Genomic DNA, 22954 nt, shown 5'->3' with positions numbered 1-22954 from the left:
GATGAGAGGGGTTTTTTGAATTCAAAAATCAAGATACCAATAGCAATGACAAGGATCAGGCACAAAGGGCTCTTATGTTCAGAGAGCGGTGAACACGCTGAAATCACCGTCTTAATCCCTTAGCTATCTCACCTTGGAGCTGTGCTCCCGACAGAGAATTACTCTCTAAGGAGCATCGGTAGCACCCGTTATCGTGCTGGAATTCGGAGCAAACCTCCAAATTCCTGGAGACCGTTTATTGTGAAATAGACGGTGAACATGGGTGGTACCGCGGATGATAACCTCTTTCGCCCCTGCAACGCTTTAGTTTTGTGCGTTGCAGGGGCGAGAGAGGTTTTTTTGTTAATGAATGACGGAGATCTTAGTCGAATCACTTGTGAAACGGAGTGATCTCCATCAAATAAAAATGAAAAGGTGGTAATGAGCATGCGTAAAATTTATGTATTTGACACAACTCTGCGGGATGGGGAGCAATCTCCAGGTGTAAGCTTGACGACGGAAGAAAAGGTAGAGATCGCACTTCAATTGGAGCGGCTCGGCATCGATCGAATTGAAGCGGGGTTTGCGGCAACATCTCCAGGTGAAATCGAAAGTATTCGTGCTGTAGCAAATCGCGTCAAGAATGCTACGCTGTTAAGCTTAGCTCGTTGCCACACCAAAGATATCGACGCCGTTGTTCAAGCATTGAAGGATGCAGCGGATCCTTGTTTACATTTGGTTCTGGCAACATCGCCGATCCATCGTGAACATAAACTTCGTATGGACAAAGCTAAGGTGTTGGAGACAGCTGAAGCCGCGATTCGGTACGGTCGGAAGTTTTTTGATAAGGTGGAGTTCTCCGCGGAAGATGCCAGTCGGACGGAGATCGATTTCTTATGTGAAGTTACCGCAATGGCGATTCGTGCGGGTGCATCTGTTGTCAATCTACCTGATACGGTTGGTTTTGCTACACCGGATGAGTTTGGACGTATGTTCAAGACAATCAAAGAGACTGTACCAGGAATTGAGAAGATTCAGCTTAGCACACATTGTCATGATGATCTTGGGATGGCCACAGCCAACACACTTGCAGCCATTGCCAATGGTGTGGATCAATTTGAAGGAACGATCAATGGCATTGGTGAACGTGCGGGTAACACCTGTATAGAGGAAGTGGCGTTAGCACTGGAAACAAGAAGTGATTTCTATGGGGCAAAAACAACCGTGAATTTGAGTGAACTCTATCGTACCAGTCGCATGGTTAGTAAATTAACGGGGATGAATGTACCTGGGAACAAGGCAATTGTCGGAGCCAATGCATTTGCACATGAATCCGGAATCCATCAAGATGGAATGCTGAAACACCGTGGTACGTATGAAATTATTGCGCCGGAGACTATTGGTGCTAGCTCTAGCAAGTTGGTGCTTGGTAAACATTCCGGGCGTCATGCCTTTAAGGAAAAGCTTGTTGACCTCGGCTATACCCTGGACGAGGAGCAATTGAATATTGCTTTTGCTAAATTTAAAAATCTAGCCGACCGCAAGAAGAACGTATTGTCTGAGGATATCCGCGCTCTTATGGAAGAGAATATTGCTGAAGTTCCGAAACAATTCACACTCGATAATATTCAGGTTTCATTCCAGACGCATTCACTATCGACTGCAAGTGTACGAATTGTGAAGCAAGATGGAGATGCAGTAGATGAAGCTGGCGAAGGTAATGGTTTGGTGGATGCCGTATATCAGGCTTTAGCAAAAGCAACAGGGATTCAAGCAGAGTTGGAGGATTACACTATTCATTCTGTCACGCAAGGAACGGATGCACAGGGAGAAGTTCATGTCGTATTGAAACAGGGAGAGCTAACTGCATCTGGAAGAGGAGTAAGTACTGATATTGTGGAAGCAAGTGCAAAAGCCTATCTTGATGCTGTTAACAGGCTTGTAAGTCGCAACATTCTGGAGCGTAAAGGAAACATCGTTATTGAGTGAGGGTGAAATAAATGGACAAAGTAATTGATTATTATAACCGATTTGACGAGTGGGGACGTCTTGACCGAGAACCCATTGAGTTTCTAGTGAATTGGCACTTTATTTCGAAGTATCTTCCGAAGCAAGGGCATGTTTTAGATAACGGTGCTGGCCCAGGGAAATACTCATGTGAATTAGCTAGGCAAGGTTATGATGTTACTTTGACTGATTTTACTCCAAGACTAGTCGAAATTGCATCAGACAAGGTTAGAGAATTCAATTTAACAGAGCGCTTCCAAGCCCTTCATGTAGCCGATGCGAGAAATCTGAACGTCTTCAGTGATCAACAATTTGATGCATCTTTAATGCTTGGTCCTCTGTATCACTTACAAGAGGAATTAGATCGGATTGCGGCGGTCCAAGAACTTTATCGGGTTACGAAGCGTGGGGGATATGTATTTGTTGCATTTATGACTCGAACAAGACACTTAACAACATCACTTATGTACCCTAAGCAGTGGCAACCGAATGATAATATGCATGATATTTCAACATTTCTAGAAACAGGGGTTTTTAATCACCGGGACGAAGGAAGGTTTACTGGAGCTTACTACTTTAATATTGATGAAATCAATGGGTTCATGGAGGCACATGGTTTTGAAAGGGTGAAACTAATTGCCTCTTCCAGTATTGCTGGATCATTCACTTCCGAGCAATTTGATTATTGGCGTTCATGTGGGGATCAAGAATTTAATCAAGTCATGGACCTAATCTATCAAGAAGCTGAGAATCCATACATTTTAGGAACTTCCTCACACTTGTTATATATAGGTCGAAGAAAATAAAAAGAAAGCCGTCCTCGATATGGACGGCTTTCTTAACCTGCCTACTAAAGTTTAAAGTTCCAGCTTAGCAATTTCTGATTTGAGCTTGTTCGCCGATTGTTGGAATTGAACGAGTTCCTGATCACTTAACTGCAGATCAAGGACTTTTCGTACACCTGAACCATCAACGATACTTGGGACACCAAGGTAAACATCAGAGACGCCGTTATAATCAGTGAGCAAAGTTGAGACGTTCAGTACGGATCCATCATCTTGAAGAATCGAAGTCACAATACGATCAAGTGCGAGCGCAATAGCGTAGGAAGTCGCTCCTTTGGCATTAATGATCTCATAGGCGGCATTCTTAGTGTTGTTGAAGATTTCTTCACGCTCCTGCTCAGAGAACTCCAAGTTGATCCCGGCCACATTTGCCAAGCTCCATAATGGAAGCTCTGAATCACCGTGTTCACCAATAATATGAGCGTGGATGCTACGTGGATTGATTTCTTTATTCTGACCAATCAAATAACGGAATCTAGCGCTGTCAAGCAACGTACCGGAGCCGATAACCCGGTTGGAGGGGAATCCACTTTTTTTCAGTGTCACATAAGATAGGATATCCACTGGATTAGTGGCCACCAGAATAATAGCATGGTCGTTATATTTAATGATATCCTTTACAATGCTGTCGAAAATGGCGGAGTTTCGTTTAAGGAGATCAATTCTAGTCTCACCCGGGCGTTGAGATGCACCAGCAGCAATTACAATAATGTCTGCGTCCGCACAGTCGCTGTAATCACCAGCCCATAGCTTGACTCCTCCAGTGAACGGAAGTCCATGGTTCATATCAAGTGCTTCGCCCAGCGCTTTTGCTTTATTGGCATCAATTAATACGAGCTCGGAGACACGCTCCCGAAGCAATAAGGTATAAGCAGTTGTTGTACCTACAGCACCAGTTCCGATAATAACGACTCTGCTGGAGCGTAATTGAGTTTTCATTCATTCATCTCCTTCATTTTGATTCCCACAATAGGATACGCATTATTTACATCTAATAATCGTAAAATACTCTTTTATTGTACGTTATTTTGTTAAAATTTAAAGAAAATATTTGAAATTTTATTGTGACGTACGCTATCTTATATTTTTAAACAAATTGGAATGAGTCCAAACTGTTTCATAATATAATAAACTAATATTATAAGATCTAATGTGAGTATTTGATTACTTTTCAATGGCCGAGGGTAAATATGTAATACATGGTCAAACTTACTTTCATAACTGGACCACTGGAAAGACCTTGTCTGCACCTTAATTCTTACAAGCATCCTTAACTAACTTTATCACTAGTTATATTCGACAAAGGGACTTCCTCATAGAAGTCCCTTTTCTATATTTTGGAATCAAAAACTAGATTAATATTTGATATAATTAGTTACACATATGGTAAATACAACAAATTGGAACATATTTTTTGAAAATGTGATGTCAATTGATTAGTTTTATGAGAACATTGTAACCAATGATGTAACTATTCTGTAAGGACGTAAGCGTTACTTTATATTATTCTAGTAATATCATAAGAGAGAGGACATCGGTGAATTCGGATATGTCGTACATCAGTAGAATGGAAAAAGAAAAAGACAATAGTATCAGAAACAAACGATCTGACCTCATCTTCAAGCGTGTTATTTTCACTGCTATAGCACTGACTGTCATTTCGTTTATTATGACTATTGTAGTCGTCAAAACGGTAGGTAAAGAAAATTCTAACACCACAACGGTTGTGGCGCCCAAATTAGTGGGTCAAAGTCAGAAGACACCAGAGTTAATCCAATCAAATATTGGAAGAGATCCTTTAATTTCTAATCTGATAGCTCATATCGAAAATAATGTTACGAATAATAAGGGTGTAGCTACACAGCCAGAAGGTGGAAATTCCGAAGCCATCTTGCCAGACTCTTCACCAGGACAGCCCGATGGGGCAGTGGTAAACGAAGAAGAGAACACGAAGAAACCAGCCAAGACAACCAAGGTTGTTTATCTTACATTTGATGATGGACCAAGTAAATACACCCAAGAGATCCTTGATATTTTAGAAGAAAAGGGAGTACACGCTACCTTTTTTATGATTGGAAATAATCTTTCAGGTAACGAATCAAAAGTAAAGAGTGTCCATGAAGCGGGTAATTATGTAGGATTACATAGTATGAGTCATAGTAAGAAGATTCTATATGATAGTGGCAGCTCGAAGAACTTCATTAATGAATATACGAAAGAACAAGGACTTATTAAGAAAATAATTGGTACGACGCCAGTTTTGATCCGTGCTCCATACGGTAGTCAACCCGCAATAGGGAAGAAATTTAGAGATGATATTGCTGGTGCTAACTTTAAAATGTGGGACTGGACCGTTGATTCGAAGGATTGGAATTACCCACACAGTCCAGATAAGATTATGAAAGAAATTAAGCGCCAGGTTCATCGTAATACTGAGGTTATACTCATGCATGAAAAAGCTCAAACCGTAAGTGTATTAGCGGATATTATCGATTATTTAAGCAAGAAAGGTTATTCTTTTGCCGTATATAAACCTGACCAACATATATCTGTTAACTTTGCAAAAGACGAACGTCTGTGATGACTCTAGTTCACTGTGCTATAATTAATAGCAGAGAATCCTAAGAAGGTAGGGAAGCAACAAGATTTTGAAAGTGAGGTTGTTCATACTTGAAATGGTGTTCTAAAATAACCGCGGCAATACTGGTAACCTGTATATTGCTTACGGGGTGTAGCTCTGAAGAACCTCAGGTTGCATCATCGGTTCCGAATGAGATAACTGAAGAAGGACAGACATTAACTATAATTAATCCTCCTGATACCACAACAAATAATGCGGTAATGAATTTGTCTATCACGGATAAATATCAGATTAAGACCAGGCTGACTGATTTTCAATTACTTAATGAGACTACAGGATTAGCTTGGGGTACTACCAAAGGTGAGCTACGTCTATACAGGACAGAAGATAGCGGAGAAACATGGACAAACATCTCACCTGCAGATGCAGTACAATTCCCTAGCAATCCGGTATATGGTAAAGAAATATTTTTTATCGATTTGTTAAATGGTTGGATCGTCCGTAATTCGACAGGTTCAAGTAATCCCATTGTGCTTCGAACTCGAGATGGCGGGGAAACTTGGAAGCTTTCGTCTTTGAAAGAAGCGGACCAAGTAGCGTCGATCTATTTTACTGATCAGGCTCATGGTTGGATTCTTGCTGTAGACAATAGTACATCAGACAGTGAAGAGAAGACATTATATCAAACGGAGAATGGCGGAGCTACTTGGAGCAACATTATGAGTACTCAGCTAAGTCCAAATAAGAATAGTAGCGTTCATTCAATACCCAAATTTGGAAATTTTGTTTCTATGACGTTTATGAATGAAAATGAGGGGTTCATCAGTACTTTGAAAGCGGGGCAACCTGCACTCTATGTGACGTATGACGGAGGAATGGACTGGGATGAAAATACCACATTCTTTAATCCTAAGAAATACGAATCATGCGATCGTTTTGAGGTTGGAGAGATAACATCCTTTACTAATGATAAGAGTACCGGTTGGATTCCAATTGGTTGTAGTAGGGAAGATGCCACAAAGTTTAATGGGTACTTCACCCATGATTCCGGGGAATCATGGACACTTTCGCCTTTTCAATTATCCTGGCAATCCGGTTTGAATGAGAATTCGACTCCTACTTTCTTAAACACTAAAGAAGGATGGGCCCTACAAGATACAACGGTTTTTCATACGATAGACCAAGGTCAGAGTTGGACGGCCTTACCTGAGAGTGCAAAGTTGAAAGATATCCTGAAGGATTATCCTGAAGTTGTAAACTTTCGCTTTATATCCTCAAATGTTGGCTGGCTACTTGTCGCCAAAATGGATCAAAAACGATCCCTACTGCTACAAACTAAAAACGGTGGAGTTAGTTGGCGTGTGCTATAAGCACGCGTCTCTGGCACCGCCGTTTTATATTATAATGTTGATGCTCCCCAGTTCATTTTAACTATTTATAGTGATGTTCATCATATTGTGAAATTTATCACGTGCACTAATCAAAGTATGTGATATATTTAACTTGTAGACAATAGTAGTGATATTAATCATTAAACAAAGGAGCTAAGCTCCAAAATAAACTTAGGAGTGATTGAGATGAAAACAACTAATCAAGAGACCGTTACCCGCAACTTGCTCCAATTTTGCTACACTTGCGAAGATGCTCATTTGTGCACAACGGAAGAAATTTGTAAGGCTTGTTGGGCTGAGAACGGACTATATGAAGAAGAAGCTGTCAGCGCTGACGAAACAAAACAATTGCTCCAATTCTATTATGCATAACTCAATAAACTTCATAAATTCTCGATAACCTTCGGTTTCTGACTTCAGAATCCGAAGGTTATTTATTTTGGTTAAAAAAAGGACAAGGTAAGCATATTTTACTCCTAAGAGGAATAACAAGTTTCGCTTTGGACGGCATATACATAAGAAAGAAGGATAAGTCCATCTTGATCTTTCAAATGATCACTGACTAGGGGGGAAGCAGAATGCAGTCGTGGGGCGAAATGTTCGGAGTGATGAATATGGCTATTCCCATTTTCATTGTAGTTATCTTATCGATTATAGTCATTTCGGTAGCGAGTAGTATGAAGCGGTACATGTCGAACAATAGACAACCCGAGTTGGTCGTTCATTCCATTATTGTTGGCAAACGGACGGAGGTATCCCATCGGTATAATGTTGAAACATCAGTGAACCGCTCCGATAGTAAATACTTCCTCACGTTTGAAGTGGATAGTGGTGATCGCATGGAATTTTCCGTAAGTGGCGAGGAATTTGGGCAAAGTGCTGAAGGAGACGATGGACAACTAACATTTCAAGGTAGTCGCTATCTTGGATTTGAAAGGCAAGGAAGGATTTATAGAACGGAACAACAGGATTACAGAGAATTTCGCAGATCCTTATAGTTGAATATTGGATAAGATATCAAAAAGCTGCCTTGATAGGCAGCTTTTTCTTATACATATAATGATATGAGTAGAATATAAGTTCGATTAATGCACTACGGACTTGATGTTGGCTTGATCTTTTAATAGAAGATTTGCTACTTTGCGGCCACTTGAGAATGCACGTTCAGCCAATTCTCCTTTGCCCTCACAACCATCACCGCAGAATAAGAATGGGACTTGAGCGATCTCATTTGGCAAAAGCTTATTCTCTCGAATATTCTTAACGCTGGAGACCATCGCCTTTTTAGACACACGTTTGACTTCAACATGATCTCGCCAACCTGGATAATATTGATCGAACATGGCCTCCATTTTCTGCACCTTACCATCTAGGTACTGTTTCTTCTCATCTTCTTCCATACAATCGTCATTCAAATAAGCGATTCCTTGTAGCAGTTGACCCGTCTCTGGAGCTACAGTATGATCCGTCGCCGAGACATCACTAATGAATAGTTTGTTATCCATATCGCTGATATAGCTGAAAGGACGAGCAACTACCTTAGAGAAGCCAATATCGTAGACTAGAACCTCAGTTGAAGAGTTGTTCTTGTAAGGATCTAAGAACGAAGACCAGGAGGTATCCTCCAGCAATTTAACAACCTGCTGTGCAGGCATGGCGAATATGACATGATCAAATTCCAAAGCTTGACGGGTTTTCGTGTTCAGTAGGTATTTACCATTCTCCAAAGAAATGGATTCGACCCCTTCTTTTAATGCGATGTCCCATTTGTCATTCTCACGGATTTTATGAATTAGCTGATCCGTAATGGTTGCCCAACTACCGAGAATATAATTCACCGGTTTGTGGGAGAGAAAGAGATTATGGTAATACTCAGCTATAACCTCACCAGATACTTTTCGAGCATCTTCCGGTGTAATGAAGAAGTTAGAGCTGACCAAGTGCTCCCACAATTCCTTGACATCAGCAGAAGCATGGGAGTGATCTAAATATTCACCAAGGGTTTGATAATGCTTCAATTGATGGATATTGCCGATCACGGCAGCAATTTCTGCAACAAATCTGACCTTTTCGAACGGCTTTAGTACATTCGTCTTCATGATGTTAATAAAATCTAGTGGAGCGGGAGTCAAATTTCCATGCTTGGCGTACATCACTTTTCGCTTATCCACCTGTTTGCTCTGAAATTGAAGCTTCAATTCTTGCTCCATATGCTGTAGCGTATGTCTGTCAATTCCGTAAACCGCATGGGCTCCATAATTCAATGTGAACCCCGATTTCTGATACGTAAATGCACGGCCCCCAAGTTGTGGACTTCGTTCAAACACAGTACCTTCTGTACCTAGGTTGTCAGATAAATATGCTGCTGCTGTCAACCCAGCCAGGCCACCACCAATAATTGCGATTTTCATACGTCGTACCTCCCAATAGCTTTGTGAAGCGCAAGCAGCGCTCCCCGTAGGCAGAGCAGCTTTAGGGTTAAGATCGTGACCCAAAGCATGGATTCACATATAGTATATGTTATTCATGTAAGCGCGTCCATAGAAACAGTCACAAATTGTTCAATTATGAATTCGACTTCATTTTTTGTAACCTCTATAGGCAAATGCACATAAGATATATCGTTGAGATAAGAAATGAAGGAGGAACTCTTCTTGGCTGTCATACAAACGAATTCTGAGCAAGTCAAAATGTTAGCTCGACTGATGCGCGCTGAGGCGGAAGGGGAAGGCGAGCTTGGCATGCTAATGGTCGGCAATGTAGGAGTTAATCGGGTTCTAGGAAATTGCCTCGATTTCAAAAATATTCGAAGCATACCGGATATGGTATTTCAGAGTCCAGGCGGATTTGAAGCTACCCAAAAAGGTTATTTCTATCAGGCGGCCCGTGATGTCGATATTCGTCTAGCAAAGCGCGTCATTAATGGGGAACGGCAACATCCAGCGAGCAACGCGCTCTGGTTCTTTAGACCAGAAGGAGACTGCCCTAATACCTGGTACAATCAGGCAAATACCGGACGTTATAAAGCTCATTGTTTCTTTGCGCCTTCTCAAGGTGATTGTCCAGCGGTTTATTAGTAATTGTTGTCATTAACATTAAATATGTAAATTTAAAGGAGGAATTATGAATGTTAAATCAACCTTATCGTCCGGTATCGTACAAAATTGGAAACAATCCTTATATGACGCAGGGAGGACAAATGGGACAGATGACGAGTATGCCACAAGGACAGGTACAAGGACAGATGACAAGTATGCCACCGCAAGTTGCGAGTGGAAGTCCAATGACACCTTATGGGCAAGTAGTCACGACCCCAACACCTCCTGCATTTGAGCAATCATATATTGAGAATATCCTGCGTTTGAATTTGGGTAAGGTAGGAACGTTTTATATGACTTACGAGAATAACTCTGAGTGGAATGCCAAAATATTCAAGGGTGTCCTTGAAGCGGCTGGTCGAGATCATATCATTATTAGTGATCCACAAACCGGAGTAAGAACGATGCTACTAATGATCAATTTTAATTATGCTACATTTGATGAGCCGCTCGTGTATCAATATCCGGGGGCGATTGGTAACCCACGGATGAGAGGATAAATACCACGGAGAACTAGCAAACAAAAACCCCCTTGGCAGCAAGGGGGCTTTTGTTCGTAATCATATCAACGTTTTATTTTCCGACCAGAATCCATCCTATAGAAAAACGCCGGATCACTAATGTAATCAACCATGAAATGAATAAAGCTGCAGCACCACCTAACCAGATCCCTAGATGATAATCAAAAATAATAGGCATAACGAATTTTCTCCAAATAGCAAGTACCAGAGGGTGAATTAGGAAAATCCCAAATGATTCTGTTCCGAGTGAACTTATGAATCTCTTGATCTTCTCGGCATGTAGCCATTGAAATAGGTAACGACTTAGTAGAAGTAGGCACACGCTTGCAGACAATGTAAATAGGTTATAAATGAAGAAGTGATAAGCCCTCTTATAAGACCCAACATGTAGGCCATACCCGTAAATATAAGTTAAGGCACTAGCTACACCAATAGCACCAATTAGAATTTTATATCGTTTTGCAAGGGACATTATGAAATCAAAATTCATGCCAATCCATGCACCGAGTGTAATATGCATCCAATAACTAGGTAACAAACTGGCCGTGCGGTGGATGTGCCAGTAATTCGTGTTGCAGTAATAAAAGACAATATGTATAACTATGCCAAGCGGTAACATCAGCCTTTGAATCCAAGTGAAACGCATCAACCATATCAAGAACGGAAACAACAAATAAAGTTGAATGATAATGGTGAAGTAATATAGATGTGTGTGGTTCGTTCCAGTCAGCAGTCTTTCAAAGTATAACGGCAAATCTACAATGACCCTCTGAGGAGTACTTAGATTTCTAAATAAGAAATAGATGAAGGACCAAAGTATATAAGGAAGTAAGATGTACAACATCCTCTTTTTATAAAAGCCTGCGATCCAGGAGGTAATCCGATCTTTGTAACTATAGTTGTAGAAGAGCACCAGCGAACAGAGAAATAAAAATGATGGAACAGCGAAGAGGCTAACCGAGTTCCAAAAATGATAATAGTTGTATTGCCAAGACGATTTAGGAAACAGAGAAACAGGTTGCGAGGTAGAATGAATCGTTACTACAGCTAAAATAGCGACAGCACGAAAAAAATCAAGATAGTGGATACGTGGTGGTTTCGTTATTGCTGACATGATAATTGCTCCTAATTCTAGTTTAGTATAATAGTCTAAAAGGTTAACACTGCCATAAAAAAACAAACTAGATTGAATATATTGCATCTATTGGAATAAGTAAATGAATTTTTTTCGACTAATGTAAAAAAGAGAATAGACATAAACCTTTTGGCTTATGTCTATAGAAAAAAATCATCTATTTCTTCTTCGGAACCACCCTATAAGGCCGCATCATATCGTGATCTTCATGCTCTGCCATATGGCAATGCCATACATATTGTCCGGTGTAAGGTCCAAATCTGGCAATGATTTGAGTGATATGACCAGGTTTTGCACGAACCGTGTCCTTAAATCCCCTTTCATTAGGAGTAGGCTTCTGAGGTGGACCTGTAAAACGAATTTTCTTCGTTTTTTTGTAGTGATTCACATCAAAGGGACGCCGCTGCAAGATTTGGAATTGGATAAGGTGAACATGAATTGGGTGCGTATCCATAGTTAAATTAATCAATTTCCAAATTTCTTTGGTACCGACGACCGGCTTCTCGGTCACGGGATCATCCCACATTCGATTCGTTACAAGCTGTAATAAGCGACCATATTCATCATAAGTCTCGTCTAAGGTGAGATTTCTTATTTTTCGGACATTCTTAGTTGACAACTTCACGATATCGGACAACACGGCAGGAATTTTACTAGTGTCCTTACCCTTCAATGGGACTTTTACTCGGAACTGCATGACGATTCCTGTTGTATTCGGATCGAGGTTAGCGGGATCACCGCTAGGGTAAGGTGCTGAAGCATTATTGGTTAACGTAATTGTCTTACCGGCCATTTTGGAGAAGTCTACGATAACGTCAACGCGTTCTGCAGGTGCTATGAGTATTTGATTTAATTTAACTGGTTTTTCTAGCAGTCCTCCATCACTTCCTATTTGATAAAAGGTTGGGCCTGATTTTAGCTTCAAATTATAAAAACGGGCATTAGATGAATTCAAAATGCGGAAGCGGTATTTTCTTGGCTCAACATTTAGATATGGCCACACCTTACCGTTAACGAGTATGGTTTCTCCGAAAAACTCAGGCACCACGGATGGAAATGGAATTTTAGCCTTCGGATTCTTCAAACTACTTCGATCCGGTCGTTTGGGATAAAAGAGTGAACCATCGGATTTAAAGGTGCGATCAGAGATAATCAGTGGAATTTCGTAAGGGCCTTTTGGTAGTGGTAAGGCGTCTTCCACTTTATCGCGAATCAAATATAAACCAGCTAATCCTGCATAGAGATTAAGCCGGGTAATTCCCATCGTATGATCGTGATACCATAGTGAGGTTGCGCGCTGGTTGTTGGTATAACGGTATATTCTATTTTTAAATTGAGGTCCCGTTGTTGCGAAATCTCGTGTAAACCAGGATTCAGGGTATCCATCACTACTCGAACGTACCCGTGCACCGTGTAGATGTACTACCGTACGGACTTTTGGAACTTTTACTCCTGCTCCATGGATCGTTGTATCGATAGGCAGCAGATGTTTCAGCGGTAATTTATTCTCCCACAACACATGGACATTCTCGCTCCTATGCACTTCGAATGTAGGGCCAGGGTAGGATCCATTAAATCCCCAGAGTTTTGTTCTCGGTAGATCACGGTGAAGGGAAGTGTAAAATTGTTTCATTTTAACCGTGTAACGTGTAACGTCCTTTTTCTTGTAAATCGGTTTAATTATTTTGGGAATCGGCAGCGGATCAACAAATTTAGTTAACTTCATAACATTATCCCTTTCTTTGAAATTCCTCCATTCATCCTATGTCTAGTGTTGTTTATGGGTGTTTGCTTGGTTCAACTAAACTTACATAATTAACCACAACTTTTGTTAAGACCAAAGCGTTTATTTCATTAAAGGGGAATTGACGCACATGAAAATAAATCGAATCATCATTTCATTATTAGTAGTTATATTTACTTGTCTGACAGTTATCGGGTGTAGCAAAGAACCAGTAACTAGCAGTAACGAGAAGATAGCTTATATTTCAATAAAGGAAGATATACATTACGAAAAGACTTTTGATGAATTACACCTCGGAAATGTATATAATTATCATTTGAAACTTCCTCAAGCTGATAAAACTTGGGTAACTATCTGGGTAGAGGGTTACAAGAATGGTGAGAAGATGGAACCATTCCATTTGGATGAACTTTCATATGGTAATAATCCTAATCACGTTTCAGAAGGACACATGGGGCTGGGACTCATTAATCCTGAAAGTGAAGTACCCTTACTTTTCTTATATTCCTCTGATGCTTCTATTCGACCTCATAAGATAGAGAATGTATTAAATCAAGAAGGTGTGGGGGGAAGCGTATGGGAATATGCTATTGGCAAAGAAGAAGTCGCTCTTGAATCAGGAGAAACGCGAGTATTAGGGATTTATCGGCAAGTAAAAGATTCATTTCGACCCTATGACCCTGAAGACAATAATCAAATAACCCAAATGATCAATGAGGGTATGACGGTATTAGTATTAAAAATAAAAGTTGAGTTAAGGGACCGTCCTTAACTCAAAGGGACCCCTGGATTTCAGGGGTCCCTCTTTGATGTTCGTTATAGATTCTTTTTGGCATAAATTTGGATTGAAACCCTCATAGATATGACGCCAATCACAAGTGCGATCAAGCTAGGGAGCATCTCCAAGATGAAATTAGGAAAAGTTACAGTAATATTCATACTCATATTATGAGATTGTAGCCACTGCATAATCAGCGGGACTAGAAACGGTGTTAGAAATACAACCATAAAGAAAATAAACTTTGTCTTCTCGTATCCAAACTTAAATTGGACGGGGATTAAAATTCCTAAGAATAGGGAGACAGTCAGAAGAGATACTCCAACATTCGTCACATTCAATTTTTCTAAGCCTAGCGGTGCTATCTGAGATGTAATTGTGTAAATCATGAGGCTGATAATAAAAATAACAAGGACAAATAGATATTTGGCTTTGACTAATGTTGTGCGCGTATAAGGAGTAGCACTCAGTAAAGAGGAACCTTTGAATTTATCTTCTGCCATCGACACAGTGTTGAACAAAATATATTCCATGTACATAACAGTGATCAGGAAACTAATAAAGCTTCCATTAAGAACTTCTAATTTAGAAGAGATAAAAATAGGACCGATTACTGCGAAAGCCAGCATGATCAATAAGTACTTTTTAGCTATGATAAAATCTTTTCTCACAAGATTAAATAACATGAGTAGGACCTCCTATATGAGCCAACATAATATCCTCAATCGATGGTCTTTCTATTACAATATCCTTTAGTTGTTGGCGTACTTGCTGGAGATCTTGGGTAATACCTTCAAATCCGTATGTTGTTTCATGTAATGTTAAGAACAATTGCCGGGTCTGTTCATTCAATAACTTATGATCACCTTTAACTATGGCATGCGACTCTAGTAGCTGATCTTTTTCTTCGTTAAATAAAATGTTTCCATTATCAATTAGAATAAGCATATCTGCTATTTTGTCTAAGTCAGAAGTAATATGTGTTGAGAAAAATACACTTTTGCCATCTTCTTTCATGAACTCTAAGAGTATGCTCATCAATTCACTTCGAACTAATGGATCAAGACCACTTGTAGGCTCATCCATAATTAATAAATCTGCATGATGGGATATCGCAAGGGCAATTGCATATTTCATCCGCATCCCTTTGGATAAGGTAGAGATCTTTTGATTTAGTTTTAAATTAAATCGTTTCATATAGCTCAAAAATACGGGCTCGTCCCAATTTGTATATGCAGGGGCAATAACATTTTTCATTTCTTTCAGTGTCATCTCTTCATAGAAATAACCTTCATCTAAGACCACACCAATACGGTTTTTTAGTTCTCGTTCATGATCAGTTATCTCTTCTCCAAGAAATTTAATGCTTCCCGCGTCTTTAAGAATGAGTCCGAGAATGGATTTGATCGTTGTCGTCTTTCCAGAACCATTAATACCAATAAACCCTGTTATACAGCCTTCTCTAAGTGAGAAACTAACATTATTCAGACTAAAACCAGTAAATTTCTTATTGAGGTTACTCACCTCTAAAATGGTATCCATCATTCATTCTCCTCTGTAAAAAGTAAGTCCATCATAGAATAAAGTTCCTCTTTATTAATCCCTAATGTGCGGGCCATGTTCCATGCTTCCGTGAGTTTGGATTCCACCATCAGACGTTTGGATTCGGATAACAGCTCCAAGTTCTCTGAGGCAACATAAGAACCTTTACCAACTTTGGTTATGATGAATCCTTCGGCTTCTAGTTCTGCATATACTCTTTTTGTCGTTAGCACGCTCACATGTAAATCAGTAGCTAACGAACGAATAGAAGGGAGTAGTTCATCCTCTTTTAATTCATTACTTAGAATGGCATCCTTCATTTGATCTTTAATTTGTTGATATAAAGGTTGATCTGAAGTATTTTTTATAATTATCTTCATTAAAAGCCTCCTTCCTCAATAATTTTAACCAACTGTGTATCATCAACATACACACAGTACACACCATTCACTATAAGACATAATCCCTATTATTTCAAGGACAAGAATTCAGACAGTTGAATACCAAGCTCTGCAAATTAAAAAAGGCTGTCACGCCCGTACTTCTGTCATACTGATGCGTTTGACTGTGTAGTGTATAATATAATAAAAAGTAACGAGGAGATGAATCCGTTGGGAAATTGACGATATATGAAAATAACAAACATCATTATCATTTCAAACCACGAAGGAGGTGCACCTATTCTCTGCGGTATGAATGAGAATAGGAAATGTATTGAGTGACCCTTTACCGAGTCTATTTCAATTGGGATTGATGGTACTATTGGTTGTACTTAACGGATTATTCGTATCAGCCGAGTTTGCAATTGTCAAAATAAGGGCTGGGCGAATCGATAATCTGGCTGAAGAAGGACGCAAGAGTGCTATCATCGCACAAAGTTTACTGAATCATTTGGACGGTTATTTATCAGCTTGCCAAGTAGGTATTACGCTCTGTTCGTTAGGACTTGGTTGGCTTGGGGAGCCCATAGTTGCGACAATGCTCTATCCGCTCTTTGAACAGTTGGGTTTAAGCGATAAGCCATTACATTTTGTTTCTCTCACCATTTCTTTTCTGCTGATTGCAATGCTGCATATTGTGCTTGGAGAATTAGCTCCTAAGACGATTGCTGTTCGAAAGGCTGAGACGATTACACTCTTATTGGCTAGACCGATGAAGCTGTTCTATCTACTGATGTATCCGTTCATTTGGGTACTTAATGTTCTATCCACAGCTTTGCTTAAGCTTTTCGGATTCTCTCGGGATTCTGGTCTCGATTCATTGCATACGGAAGAAGAAATTCGAATCATGATGAAAGAGAGTAGTGAGAGCGGGCTGATTGACAGTGCAGAGATGTCACTAGTCGACAACATATTTGAATTCGGTGACACAACCGCTCGGGAAATTATGATTCCCCGGACGGAGATGATTTGTTTATACACCCGGCATTCAATAGAGGAAAACTTAGAAATTGCTCTAGATGGGACACGAACGCGTTATCCAGTGTGCAATCATGATAAAGATCATATTATTGGTTTTGTTCATATTAAAGATTTAATTCGTTCCAATAGTCCAGATTATTTGAATTTGATTCGCCCCATCATGGCTGTCCCCGAATCTATCCATATCAGTGATCTGATGAAGCGGATGCAACGGGGGAGAACCCAAATCGCGATCTTAATTGATGAATATGGTGGAACTTCCGGTATGGTTACATTGGAGGACATTGTGGAAGAGATTGTTGGGGAGATTCAGGATGAATTTGATGAAGAACGTCCAGCGATCGAGCAACATGGTGAAGATTCTTATTCTATTGATGGCCTTATGCTGATTGAATCAATTAATGACCGCTTTGGATTGTCTCTTGACTCTGAAGATTATGATACGATTGGTGGATGGCTTTACGCTCGAATTGAAATTCTTCCACCACAGGTTGGGGCATCCTTTCAATATGAGGGTGATCTGTACATGGTCGAGGAGACGGATAACAAAAGAATTTCTCGGGTCAAATTGCTTAGACAGCAATATATACCTTTAGAAGAAGCTACAGGTGCGTAACTGTAGCGCTTAACATACAAAAGACGTAAGTCCCAGATAGCAAGCAGGGACTTACGTCTTTTGTTATTTAAAACCATTTGCGATTTGGAGCAGTTCTTCTTCATTCGTATTACCAAAGACTTTGGCAAGCACATTGTCGAAAGTAAAGGTCAATGAAGAAAACTCACCAGGTGAATAGTATGCGATCCTGTCGTTATGTAATTTGAGCTCAATGGTCTGATCATCCGTAATCATCGAGATGGTTTCATTCTCGTGAATAAGTTGAAAGATCATTCTGAGTTGCTCCCCATCACGATTGTAATAGCTCAAGTTAACACTCTCAGTTGTTAGTGTGGGAATTGAAGGTACCATTAATTCAACGGTATCCAAAGAAAACCGTTCCGGTACATAGGTTATCTCTGGAAGTTGAAATGGCAGTCTGTTGCTAGCTTCTTTGAGACTTACAGCAACTGGAATATCATTACCAGACGCAACAAGTGTTGGGGGGGGCACAACCTCCTGAATTAATTCTTCCGTGATATCGGGTGGAGGTGGTGTCTTTGCCTTATCATCATCACCCTGATGATAACTCCCGAAAACCATAATATTCATGTCGCTTCCCCAATGAGTCATCTTTTGATAAATAGGAGAGACGGCTTGGGTTAAAAGCGGCTGACTGAACAGGATCCCTCCAATGAACATGGAGGCAGTAGCTAGTAATACTAATCGATATTTGCGGTGACGATTACGACGGTTCTTATCATGCTGAATTCGTGCCTGAATTTTTAACCATGAATTACGTTTGTCTTCATTTGTGCGTAAAGGTAATGCATCAGTCGCTTTCTCAAAAGCATTCTCAAAGAGTTCATCATATTCTTGTGGATAATCAGGATCGTATGGATCGAATTGTTTCATGATCACAACCCCACTCTCTGAATAGCATCTTTTTGATCCCTTCACGAGTTCGATAGAGCCGCTGCTTGACTACATCTTCACAAATGTTCAGTCGCTCAGCAATTTCCCTATAACTCATTCCTTGTTTCCAGCGGTACTCCATAAGCAACTGATACTCGGGTTTTAGCTTACGCAAATAACTCTGAATGGATTCTTCCATCATTTTTATTTCAATTGTCTTCTCCACAGAAGGTTCGTTTGCGTCAAATGGGTCTACATCCATATAGACACTGTCATAGTCACTATGGTTACGGAATTTTTTACTTTTTCGCAAATAATTAATGGTTGTATTACGGGACACTACTTTAATCCAGGCTTTCATTACATTTTCTTTATCAAATAAAGGCATCTTATGGATCATCTTGAGAAAAGATTCCTGAATGATATCTTCACTTATCTGATGGTCTTTAACAATATAATAAATGGAACCGTATACAAAATCATAATATCCATAATAGACTTCTTCCTGAACATGATCGGTCAGGTCATGAAAATTTGCAACAAGAAGCCATTTTAACCTTTCCGGCATGATAGTCTCCTCTCTCTCTATTGCAACATACGACAGTGTTCTTACTCTCCCTACATTATTTTACCTTATAATCAGTATCAAAGGTATGATTTTCCAGAACTAAAGGTAAATAACCATCTAAATGGTAGGGATGGGTGACGTAATACCAACTTTCATCTACAATGAAGAAGTTGCATATGAACATATACATAATGGTGCTCCAGGTAACAGCAACGACCAAATGCATCATGGAAGGAGTAGTAATGAAGACTTTAATTTGGATGGGCTGCTGGTCTTATTTACTAATTGGCCTTGCTCACGTAGTAGTTGGTTCGATCATGCCAGACTTGCTTCTACATTATGGGAAGGATTATAGTGCTGGCGGCAGTCTGATCTTCGCACAATTTGCTGGTTTTCTTGTGGGTGTTCTCGTCTCACCACTACTAATATCAAAGTTCGGTAAACGGACGGGATTACTCATTGCAATTGGCCTCTTATGCTTGGCCGAGTTGTGCTATACTATGCTTCCTCCATGGGAATGGATGTATCTTGTGGGTTCGGTTGCAGGATTTGGCTTTGGCATGATCGAAGCCGTGATAGGAACCTTAATCATTGTGGCAATTAAAGAAGGTACGGCGATTGCTATGAGTCGATTAGAAGTTTTCTTCGGCATTGGAGCACTTGTTATGCCACTGTTGGCAGGTTGGCTCATTCAATCTGATATATGGAGATACTCGTTCCTGATTGTCTGTGCGATGGCTTTTATCATGTTTATTTTCTGGTTGAAGCGAAATTTTGGTGACCTCAATCAATTGCTAGACTCCAAGGAAGAAGTTAAACAAGAGAAGAAACGTCTTCTTTCTCAATATCAAGGAGTTCGGGGACTATTATTGATCGTGTTCATTGTGTTTTTCTTCCTATATGTTGGTATGGAAATGAGTTTTGTTAATTTTCTTCCATCGTTACTCATTGAGAAGCTAGGAACCGATAAGTCTACAGCTGCCTTTAGTGTTACTTTGTTCTGGATTGCGATGACGATTGGACGATTCTTTGCCGGTTTCATTGCCGAGAAAATCACTTATAGTCGTTATGTTGTTTGGAGTTGTGTCATTAGTTTTGCTTTGATCTCTTTATTCGCTTTCGCGAAGGGGATCACGATGATGACGGTGCTCATCTTATTAATAGGTTTATTTCTATCTGGTTTGTTCTCAATTGCACTTGTGTTTGCTAACAAGCTATTGCCTGGTTCAGAAGAGTCTACACCAAGTATGCTGATCGCTTCAGGTGGTGTGGGTGGTGCAGTACTTCCATTACTTATGGGAAAAAGCATGGATATTGGCGGTGCAGATTTCTCCGCTTGGATGCTTGCCGGTTTCATTGCTGTATTGACACTACTTGGGATCGTTGCTATGATCATTCAACGCTTCCATGTCAAAGCTATTCCTAATAAATCTTAAGCTCAGTCGAGATTCATTCAAAGCAGGATTAAGAAGCACGTTGGAACTGTAGAAATACAGTCCTGACGTGCTTTTTCTGTAAATAAGACAATACTAATTAAAACTTTTCAGCTTGTTTCATTCATTTTTTTCTTGACTAGTCGTAAAAATAGAGATATATTTTTAGATGCTTTAATAATTAATTTCTAATTAGTTAACTAGTTAATTAATATAGTAATTAAATAATATCGAGCAAATCTTCCAAATGAAGCACAAAACTTGAGGAGGAATAAGGGTTGAACAAGAATGAAGTATTGTTCGAAGTTTCCTCAAATTTCCGAGCAATTGTTAAGGGCATCTCAAAGGAATGGAACAAAAGAGGAGAGTTTAGTTTAAGCTTTGCTCAATTCAAAGCGTTATACAAGCTGAATCAGCATGGGTCACAGAAGGTATCCCAATTGGCAGAATCACTCAGTATTACACCTGCAGCAGCTACAGGTGTTACCGACAGATTACTTGCAGAAGGTTATGTGAAGAGGGAACGTGCCCATGATGATCGGCGAATTGTGTATATCACCATTACAGAGAAAGGAGAGGAAATTATTCAGAAGGTAACCGAGAGTCAGAAGGAAGCGATTCATCATTTCTTCGATGTGTTACCCGAAGAGGACATAGAACATTTGAGAAGAATTTTCAACAAGATTCTTTCAACTATAGATCATCTAGACTAAAGAGATATGGAGAGGAAGTTATATGGAACATTTATCTAAAAAACGTAAATTGTCTATTATGATTGCCATCATGGCAGCGATGTTCTTTGCCGCAATCAATCAGACGATTACGAGTACCGCGATGCCGCGGATTATCGCAATTCTCGATGGCATGGACTACTACACTTGGACAATCAACATTTACTTACTAACATCAACCATTGCGGCGATTCTCGTCGGAAAGCTATCCGACATGTTCGGACGCAAACCCTTTATATTAATCGGGATATTATTGTTTATGGTTGGTGCTTTCTTAACAGGTACTTCTGATAACGTTTTTCAATTTATTTTCTATCGCGGTATTCAAGGACTTGGTGCCGGGATTATTCAATCAACAGCATTCACAGCTGTAGGCGATTTGTTCGCACCACGCGAACGTGGTAAATGGATGGGATTAATGACGGCTGTCTTTGGATTCTCCAGTGTAATTGGGCCAACACTCGGCGGTTATTTGATTGACCATGTGGATTGGCACTGGTTGTTCTGGATCTTCCTTCCACTTGGTATTGTAGCATTCATCATGATCTTGATGTTATTTCCGAAAGTGGAACGTAAGCCTAAGGTAAGTATCGATTACCTTGGTTCTCTATTGCTGACGACGTCAATTGTTCCGCTGTTGCTTGCATTCACATGGGCTGGTACGGAATACGACTGGGGTTCAGCACAAATTCTTGGGCTGCTAGGGGCTACAGTTGTTTCGGCAATTCTCTTTGTCTTTGTTGAATCAAGAGCGAAGAACCCGGCACTACCGTTGCATCTGTTCAAGAATAGTGTCATTACCGTTTCTAACATTATCGGGTTTATTATGAACTTCGGATTAATGGGAGCTATGATTTATATCTCATTCTTCGTACAAGGTGTATTAGGTATTTCTGCTACTTACGCTGGCTATGTGACCATGCCGATGTCCATTGTTATGGTTATAACAAGCGCAATAACTGGCCAATTGATTGCTAAGAGTGGCAAGTATAAACGGTATGCTATGCTAGGGATGCCGATTATGATCGCAGGTATGGGGATCATGGTCGTCATGAACAGTGTGTGGATGGCTATACTCAGTATGATCGTGTTTGGTATGGGTCTTGGTCTAGGCATGCCTGTATTCTCGTTAGCTACCCAAAACGCAGCGTCTCATAAGGATTTGGGTGTCGCTACAGCATCATCTCAGTTGTTCCGTAACCTGGGTGGTACAATAGGTATCGCAGTGATGGGAACAGTTATGTCTAACAATCTTACAAAAAATCTAACGAGTGCTTTGCAATCACCACAAGCACCGGATTTAAGTTCACTGGATCCGCAGATTGCTCAGCAGCTAGTGTCCTTTGCGGACCCACGTATGATTATGAACAAGCCAGTTATCGAACAAACTCAGGCAGCTCTACCTACAGATGTACAGCCATTGTTCACTCAATTTATTGATAACATTCGCGGTGCGCTTGGAGATACACTGTCTACAGTATTCTTGACAGGGACGCTCATATTGGTCGTAGCCTTCGTGTTGGTGTTCTTCCTTAAGGAGCTTCCACTACGGACTTCAAACAAAGTAAGTGATACTGCACCTCAACCGGCTGGAGAAGCTAATTCAGCGTTGGCTACAGAAAATGCATAAGTAATATCTCGGAATGAATAAGAAGCTGGGTTTCCTGTAG

At 40.2% G+C, this 22954-nt stretch carries 22 protein-coding genes; 13 read left to right on the top strand and 9 right to left on the bottom strand.

Going from position 1 to position 22954, the window contains the following annotated elements; all coding sequences use genetic code 11:
• Positions 1-426 precede the first annotated feature (426 nt).
• Both IEW05_RS10210 and IEW05_RS10205 read left to right on the top strand, forming a co-directional pair.
• Positions 427-1968, top strand: a complete 1542-nt coding sequence (locus IEW05_RS10210) for a 2-isopropylmalate synthase (protein ID WP_188538312.1) — start codon at positions 427-429, stop codon at positions 1966-1968.
• An 11-nt stretch (positions 1969-1979) separates the two neighbouring features.
• Positions 1980-2792 carry a class I SAM-dependent methyltransferase gene (locus IEW05_RS10205; RefSeq protein WP_188538310.1) on the top strand — a complete coding sequence of 271 codons (813 nt, stop codon included), beginning with the start codon at positions 1980-1982 and terminating at the stop codon, positions 2790-2792.
• Positions 2793-2843: 51 nt separating this feature from the next.
• On the opposite strand, the gene IEW05_RS10200 is transcribed toward IEW05_RS10205, so the two are convergent.
• On the bottom strand, positions 2844-3770 hold the full coding sequence (locus tag IEW05_RS10200; RefSeq protein ID WP_188538308.1) for an L-lactate dehydrogenase: 927 nt from the start codon (positions 3768-3770) through the stop codon (positions 2844-2846).
• Between the two features lie 628 nt (positions 3771-4398).
• On the opposite strand from IEW05_RS10200, the gene IEW05_RS10195 reads away from it, so the two are divergent.
• From IEW05_RS10195 to IEW05_RS10180, 4 genes are all read left to right on the top strand, one after another.
• Positions 4399-5412 carry a polysaccharide deacetylase family protein gene (locus IEW05_RS10195; protein ID WP_229753327.1) on the top strand — a complete coding sequence of 338 codons (1014 nt, stop codon included), beginning with the start codon at positions 4399-4401 and terminating at the stop codon, positions 5410-5412.
• Between the two features lie 89 nt (positions 5413-5501).
• Entirely contained in the window at positions 5502-6782 is a 1281-nt protein-coding gene (locus tag IEW05_RS10190) for a VPS10 domain-containing protein (protein ID WP_188538306.1), read from the top strand.
• A 207-nt stretch (positions 6783-6989) separates the two neighbouring features.
• Positions 6990-7175, top strand: a complete 186-nt coding sequence (locus IEW05_RS10185) for a hypothetical protein (RefSeq protein WP_188538304.1) — start codon at positions 6990-6992, stop codon at positions 7173-7175.
• A gap of 206 nt (positions 7176-7381) precedes the next feature.
• The gene (locus tag IEW05_RS10180) at positions 7382-7801 is read left to right on the top strand and encodes a DUF2500 domain-containing protein (RefSeq protein ID WP_188538303.1); all 420 of its coding nucleotides are present in this window, start codon (positions 7382-7384) and stop codon (positions 7799-7801) included.
• A gap of 87 nt (positions 7802-7888) precedes the next feature.
• Here IEW05_RS10180 and IEW05_RS10175 read toward each other — a convergent pair whose 3' ends face one another.
• Positions 7889-9214, bottom strand: a complete 1326-nt coding sequence (locus IEW05_RS10175) for an FAD-dependent oxidoreductase (RefSeq protein WP_188538300.1) — start codon at positions 9212-9214, stop codon at positions 7889-7891.
• Positions 9215-9457: 243 nt separating this feature from the next.
• Between IEW05_RS10175 and IEW05_RS10170 the strand changes: the two genes are divergently transcribed.
• Positions 9458-9880, top strand: a complete 423-nt coding sequence (locus tag IEW05_RS10170; protein ID WP_229753326.1) for a cell wall hydrolase — start codon at positions 9458-9460, stop codon at positions 9878-9880.
• 122 nt (positions 9881-10002) lie between these two features.
• Positions 10003-10401: a spore coat protein GerQ gene (gene gerQ / locus IEW05_RS10165; RefSeq protein WP_373285828.1), complete on the top strand. Its 399-nt coding sequence runs from the start codon at positions 10003-10005 to the stop codon at positions 10399-10401.
• A gap of 73 nt (positions 10402-10474) precedes the next feature.
• Here the strand turns inward: gerQ and IEW05_RS10160 are convergent, their stop codons facing one another.
• Both IEW05_RS10160 and IEW05_RS10155 read right to left on the bottom strand, forming a co-directional pair.
• Positions 10475-11536, bottom strand: a complete 1062-nt coding sequence (locus IEW05_RS10160; protein ID WP_188538294.1) for an acyltransferase — start codon at positions 11534-11536, stop codon at positions 10475-10477.
• 178 nt (positions 11537-11714) lie between these two features.
• Positions 11715-13283 (bottom strand): multicopper oxidase family protein, encoded by a 1569-nt coding sequence (locus IEW05_RS10155; protein WP_188538291.1) that lies wholly within the window; start codon positions 13281-13283, stop codon positions 11715-11717.
• Between the two features lie 148 nt (positions 13284-13431).
• Between IEW05_RS10155 and IEW05_RS10150 the strand changes: the two genes are divergently transcribed.
• Entirely contained in the window at positions 13432-14073 is a 642-nt protein-coding gene (locus tag IEW05_RS10150) for a hypothetical protein (protein WP_188538289.1), read from the top strand.
• A gap of 44 nt (positions 14074-14117) precedes the next feature.
• On the opposite strand, the gene IEW05_RS10145 is transcribed toward IEW05_RS10150, so the two are convergent.
• Genes IEW05_RS10145 through IEW05_RS10135 form a run of 3 tightly spaced genes read right to left on the bottom strand, consistent with a single transcriptional unit; the run spans position 14118 to position 16001 of the window.
• Positions 14118-14765, bottom strand: coding sequence for an ABC-2 transporter permease (locus tag IEW05_RS10145; protein WP_188538287.1), 648 nt, complete (start codon positions 14763-14765; stop codon positions 14118-14120).
• Positions 14755-15621 (bottom strand): ABC transporter ATP-binding protein, encoded by an 867-nt coding sequence (locus tag IEW05_RS10140; RefSeq protein WP_188540810.1) that lies wholly within the window; start codon positions 15619-15621, stop codon positions 14755-14757. The genes IEW05_RS10145 and IEW05_RS10140 overlap by 11 nt, the downstream gene beginning before the upstream one ends.
• Positions 15621-16001 (bottom strand): GntR family transcriptional regulator, encoded by a 381-nt coding sequence (locus tag IEW05_RS10135; protein WP_188538285.1) that lies wholly within the window; start codon positions 15999-16001, stop codon positions 15621-15623. The genes IEW05_RS10140 and IEW05_RS10135 overlap by 1 nt, the downstream gene beginning before the upstream one ends.
• A gap of 316 nt (positions 16002-16317) precedes the next feature.
• Between IEW05_RS10135 and IEW05_RS10130 the strand changes: the two genes are divergently transcribed.
• Positions 16318-17658, top strand: a complete 1341-nt coding sequence (locus IEW05_RS10130; protein WP_229753325.1) for a hemolysin family protein — start codon at positions 16318-16320, stop codon at positions 17656-17658.
• 63 nt (positions 17659-17721) lie between these two features.
• Here the strand turns inward: IEW05_RS10130 and IEW05_RS10125 are convergent, their stop codons facing one another.
• The gene (locus tag IEW05_RS10125) at positions 17722-18552 is read right to left on the bottom strand and encodes a hypothetical protein (protein WP_188538283.1); all 831 of its coding nucleotides are present in this window, start codon (positions 18550-18552) and stop codon (positions 17722-17724) included.
• Complete coding sequence (locus IEW05_RS10120) at positions 18524-19120, bottom strand: RNA polymerase sigma factor (RefSeq protein ID WP_188538281.1); 597 nt, start codon at positions 19118-19120, stop codon at positions 18524-18526. Before IEW05_RS10120 ends, IEW05_RS10125 begins: the two co-directional genes overlap by 29 nt.
• A gap of 176 nt (positions 19121-19296) precedes the next feature.
• On the opposite strand from IEW05_RS10120, the gene IEW05_RS10115 reads away from it, so the two are divergent.
• The 3 genes from IEW05_RS10115 (at position 19297) to IEW05_RS10105 (ending at position 22914) form a co-directional block, all read left to right on the top strand.
• Positions 19297-20556 (top strand): MFS transporter, encoded by a 1260-nt coding sequence (locus IEW05_RS10115; protein WP_308420397.1) that lies wholly within the window; start codon positions 19297-19299, stop codon positions 20554-20556.
• 275 nt (positions 20557-20831) lie between these two features.
• Complete coding sequence (locus IEW05_RS10110; protein WP_188538277.1) at positions 20832-21266, top strand: MarR family winged helix-turn-helix transcriptional regulator; 435 nt, start codon at positions 20832-20834, stop codon at positions 21264-21266.
• A 22-nt stretch (positions 21267-21288) separates the two neighbouring features.
• A complete protein-coding gene (locus IEW05_RS10105; protein ID WP_188538275.1) occupies positions 21289-22914 on the top strand; it encodes an MDR family MFS transporter in 1626 nt (541 codons plus the stop codon).
• Positions 22915-22954: the final 40 nt, after the last annotated feature.

Origin of the sequence: Paenibacillus segetis (assembly GCF_014639155.1) — a bacterium.
In the GTDB taxonomy this organism is placed as follows: Bacteria; Bacillota; Bacilli; order Paenibacillales; family Paenibacillaceae; genus Fontibacillus; species Fontibacillus segetis.
The sequence above is the reverse complement of the archived record's forward strand: the minus strand, read 5'-3'. Positions and strand labels throughout refer to the sequence as shown.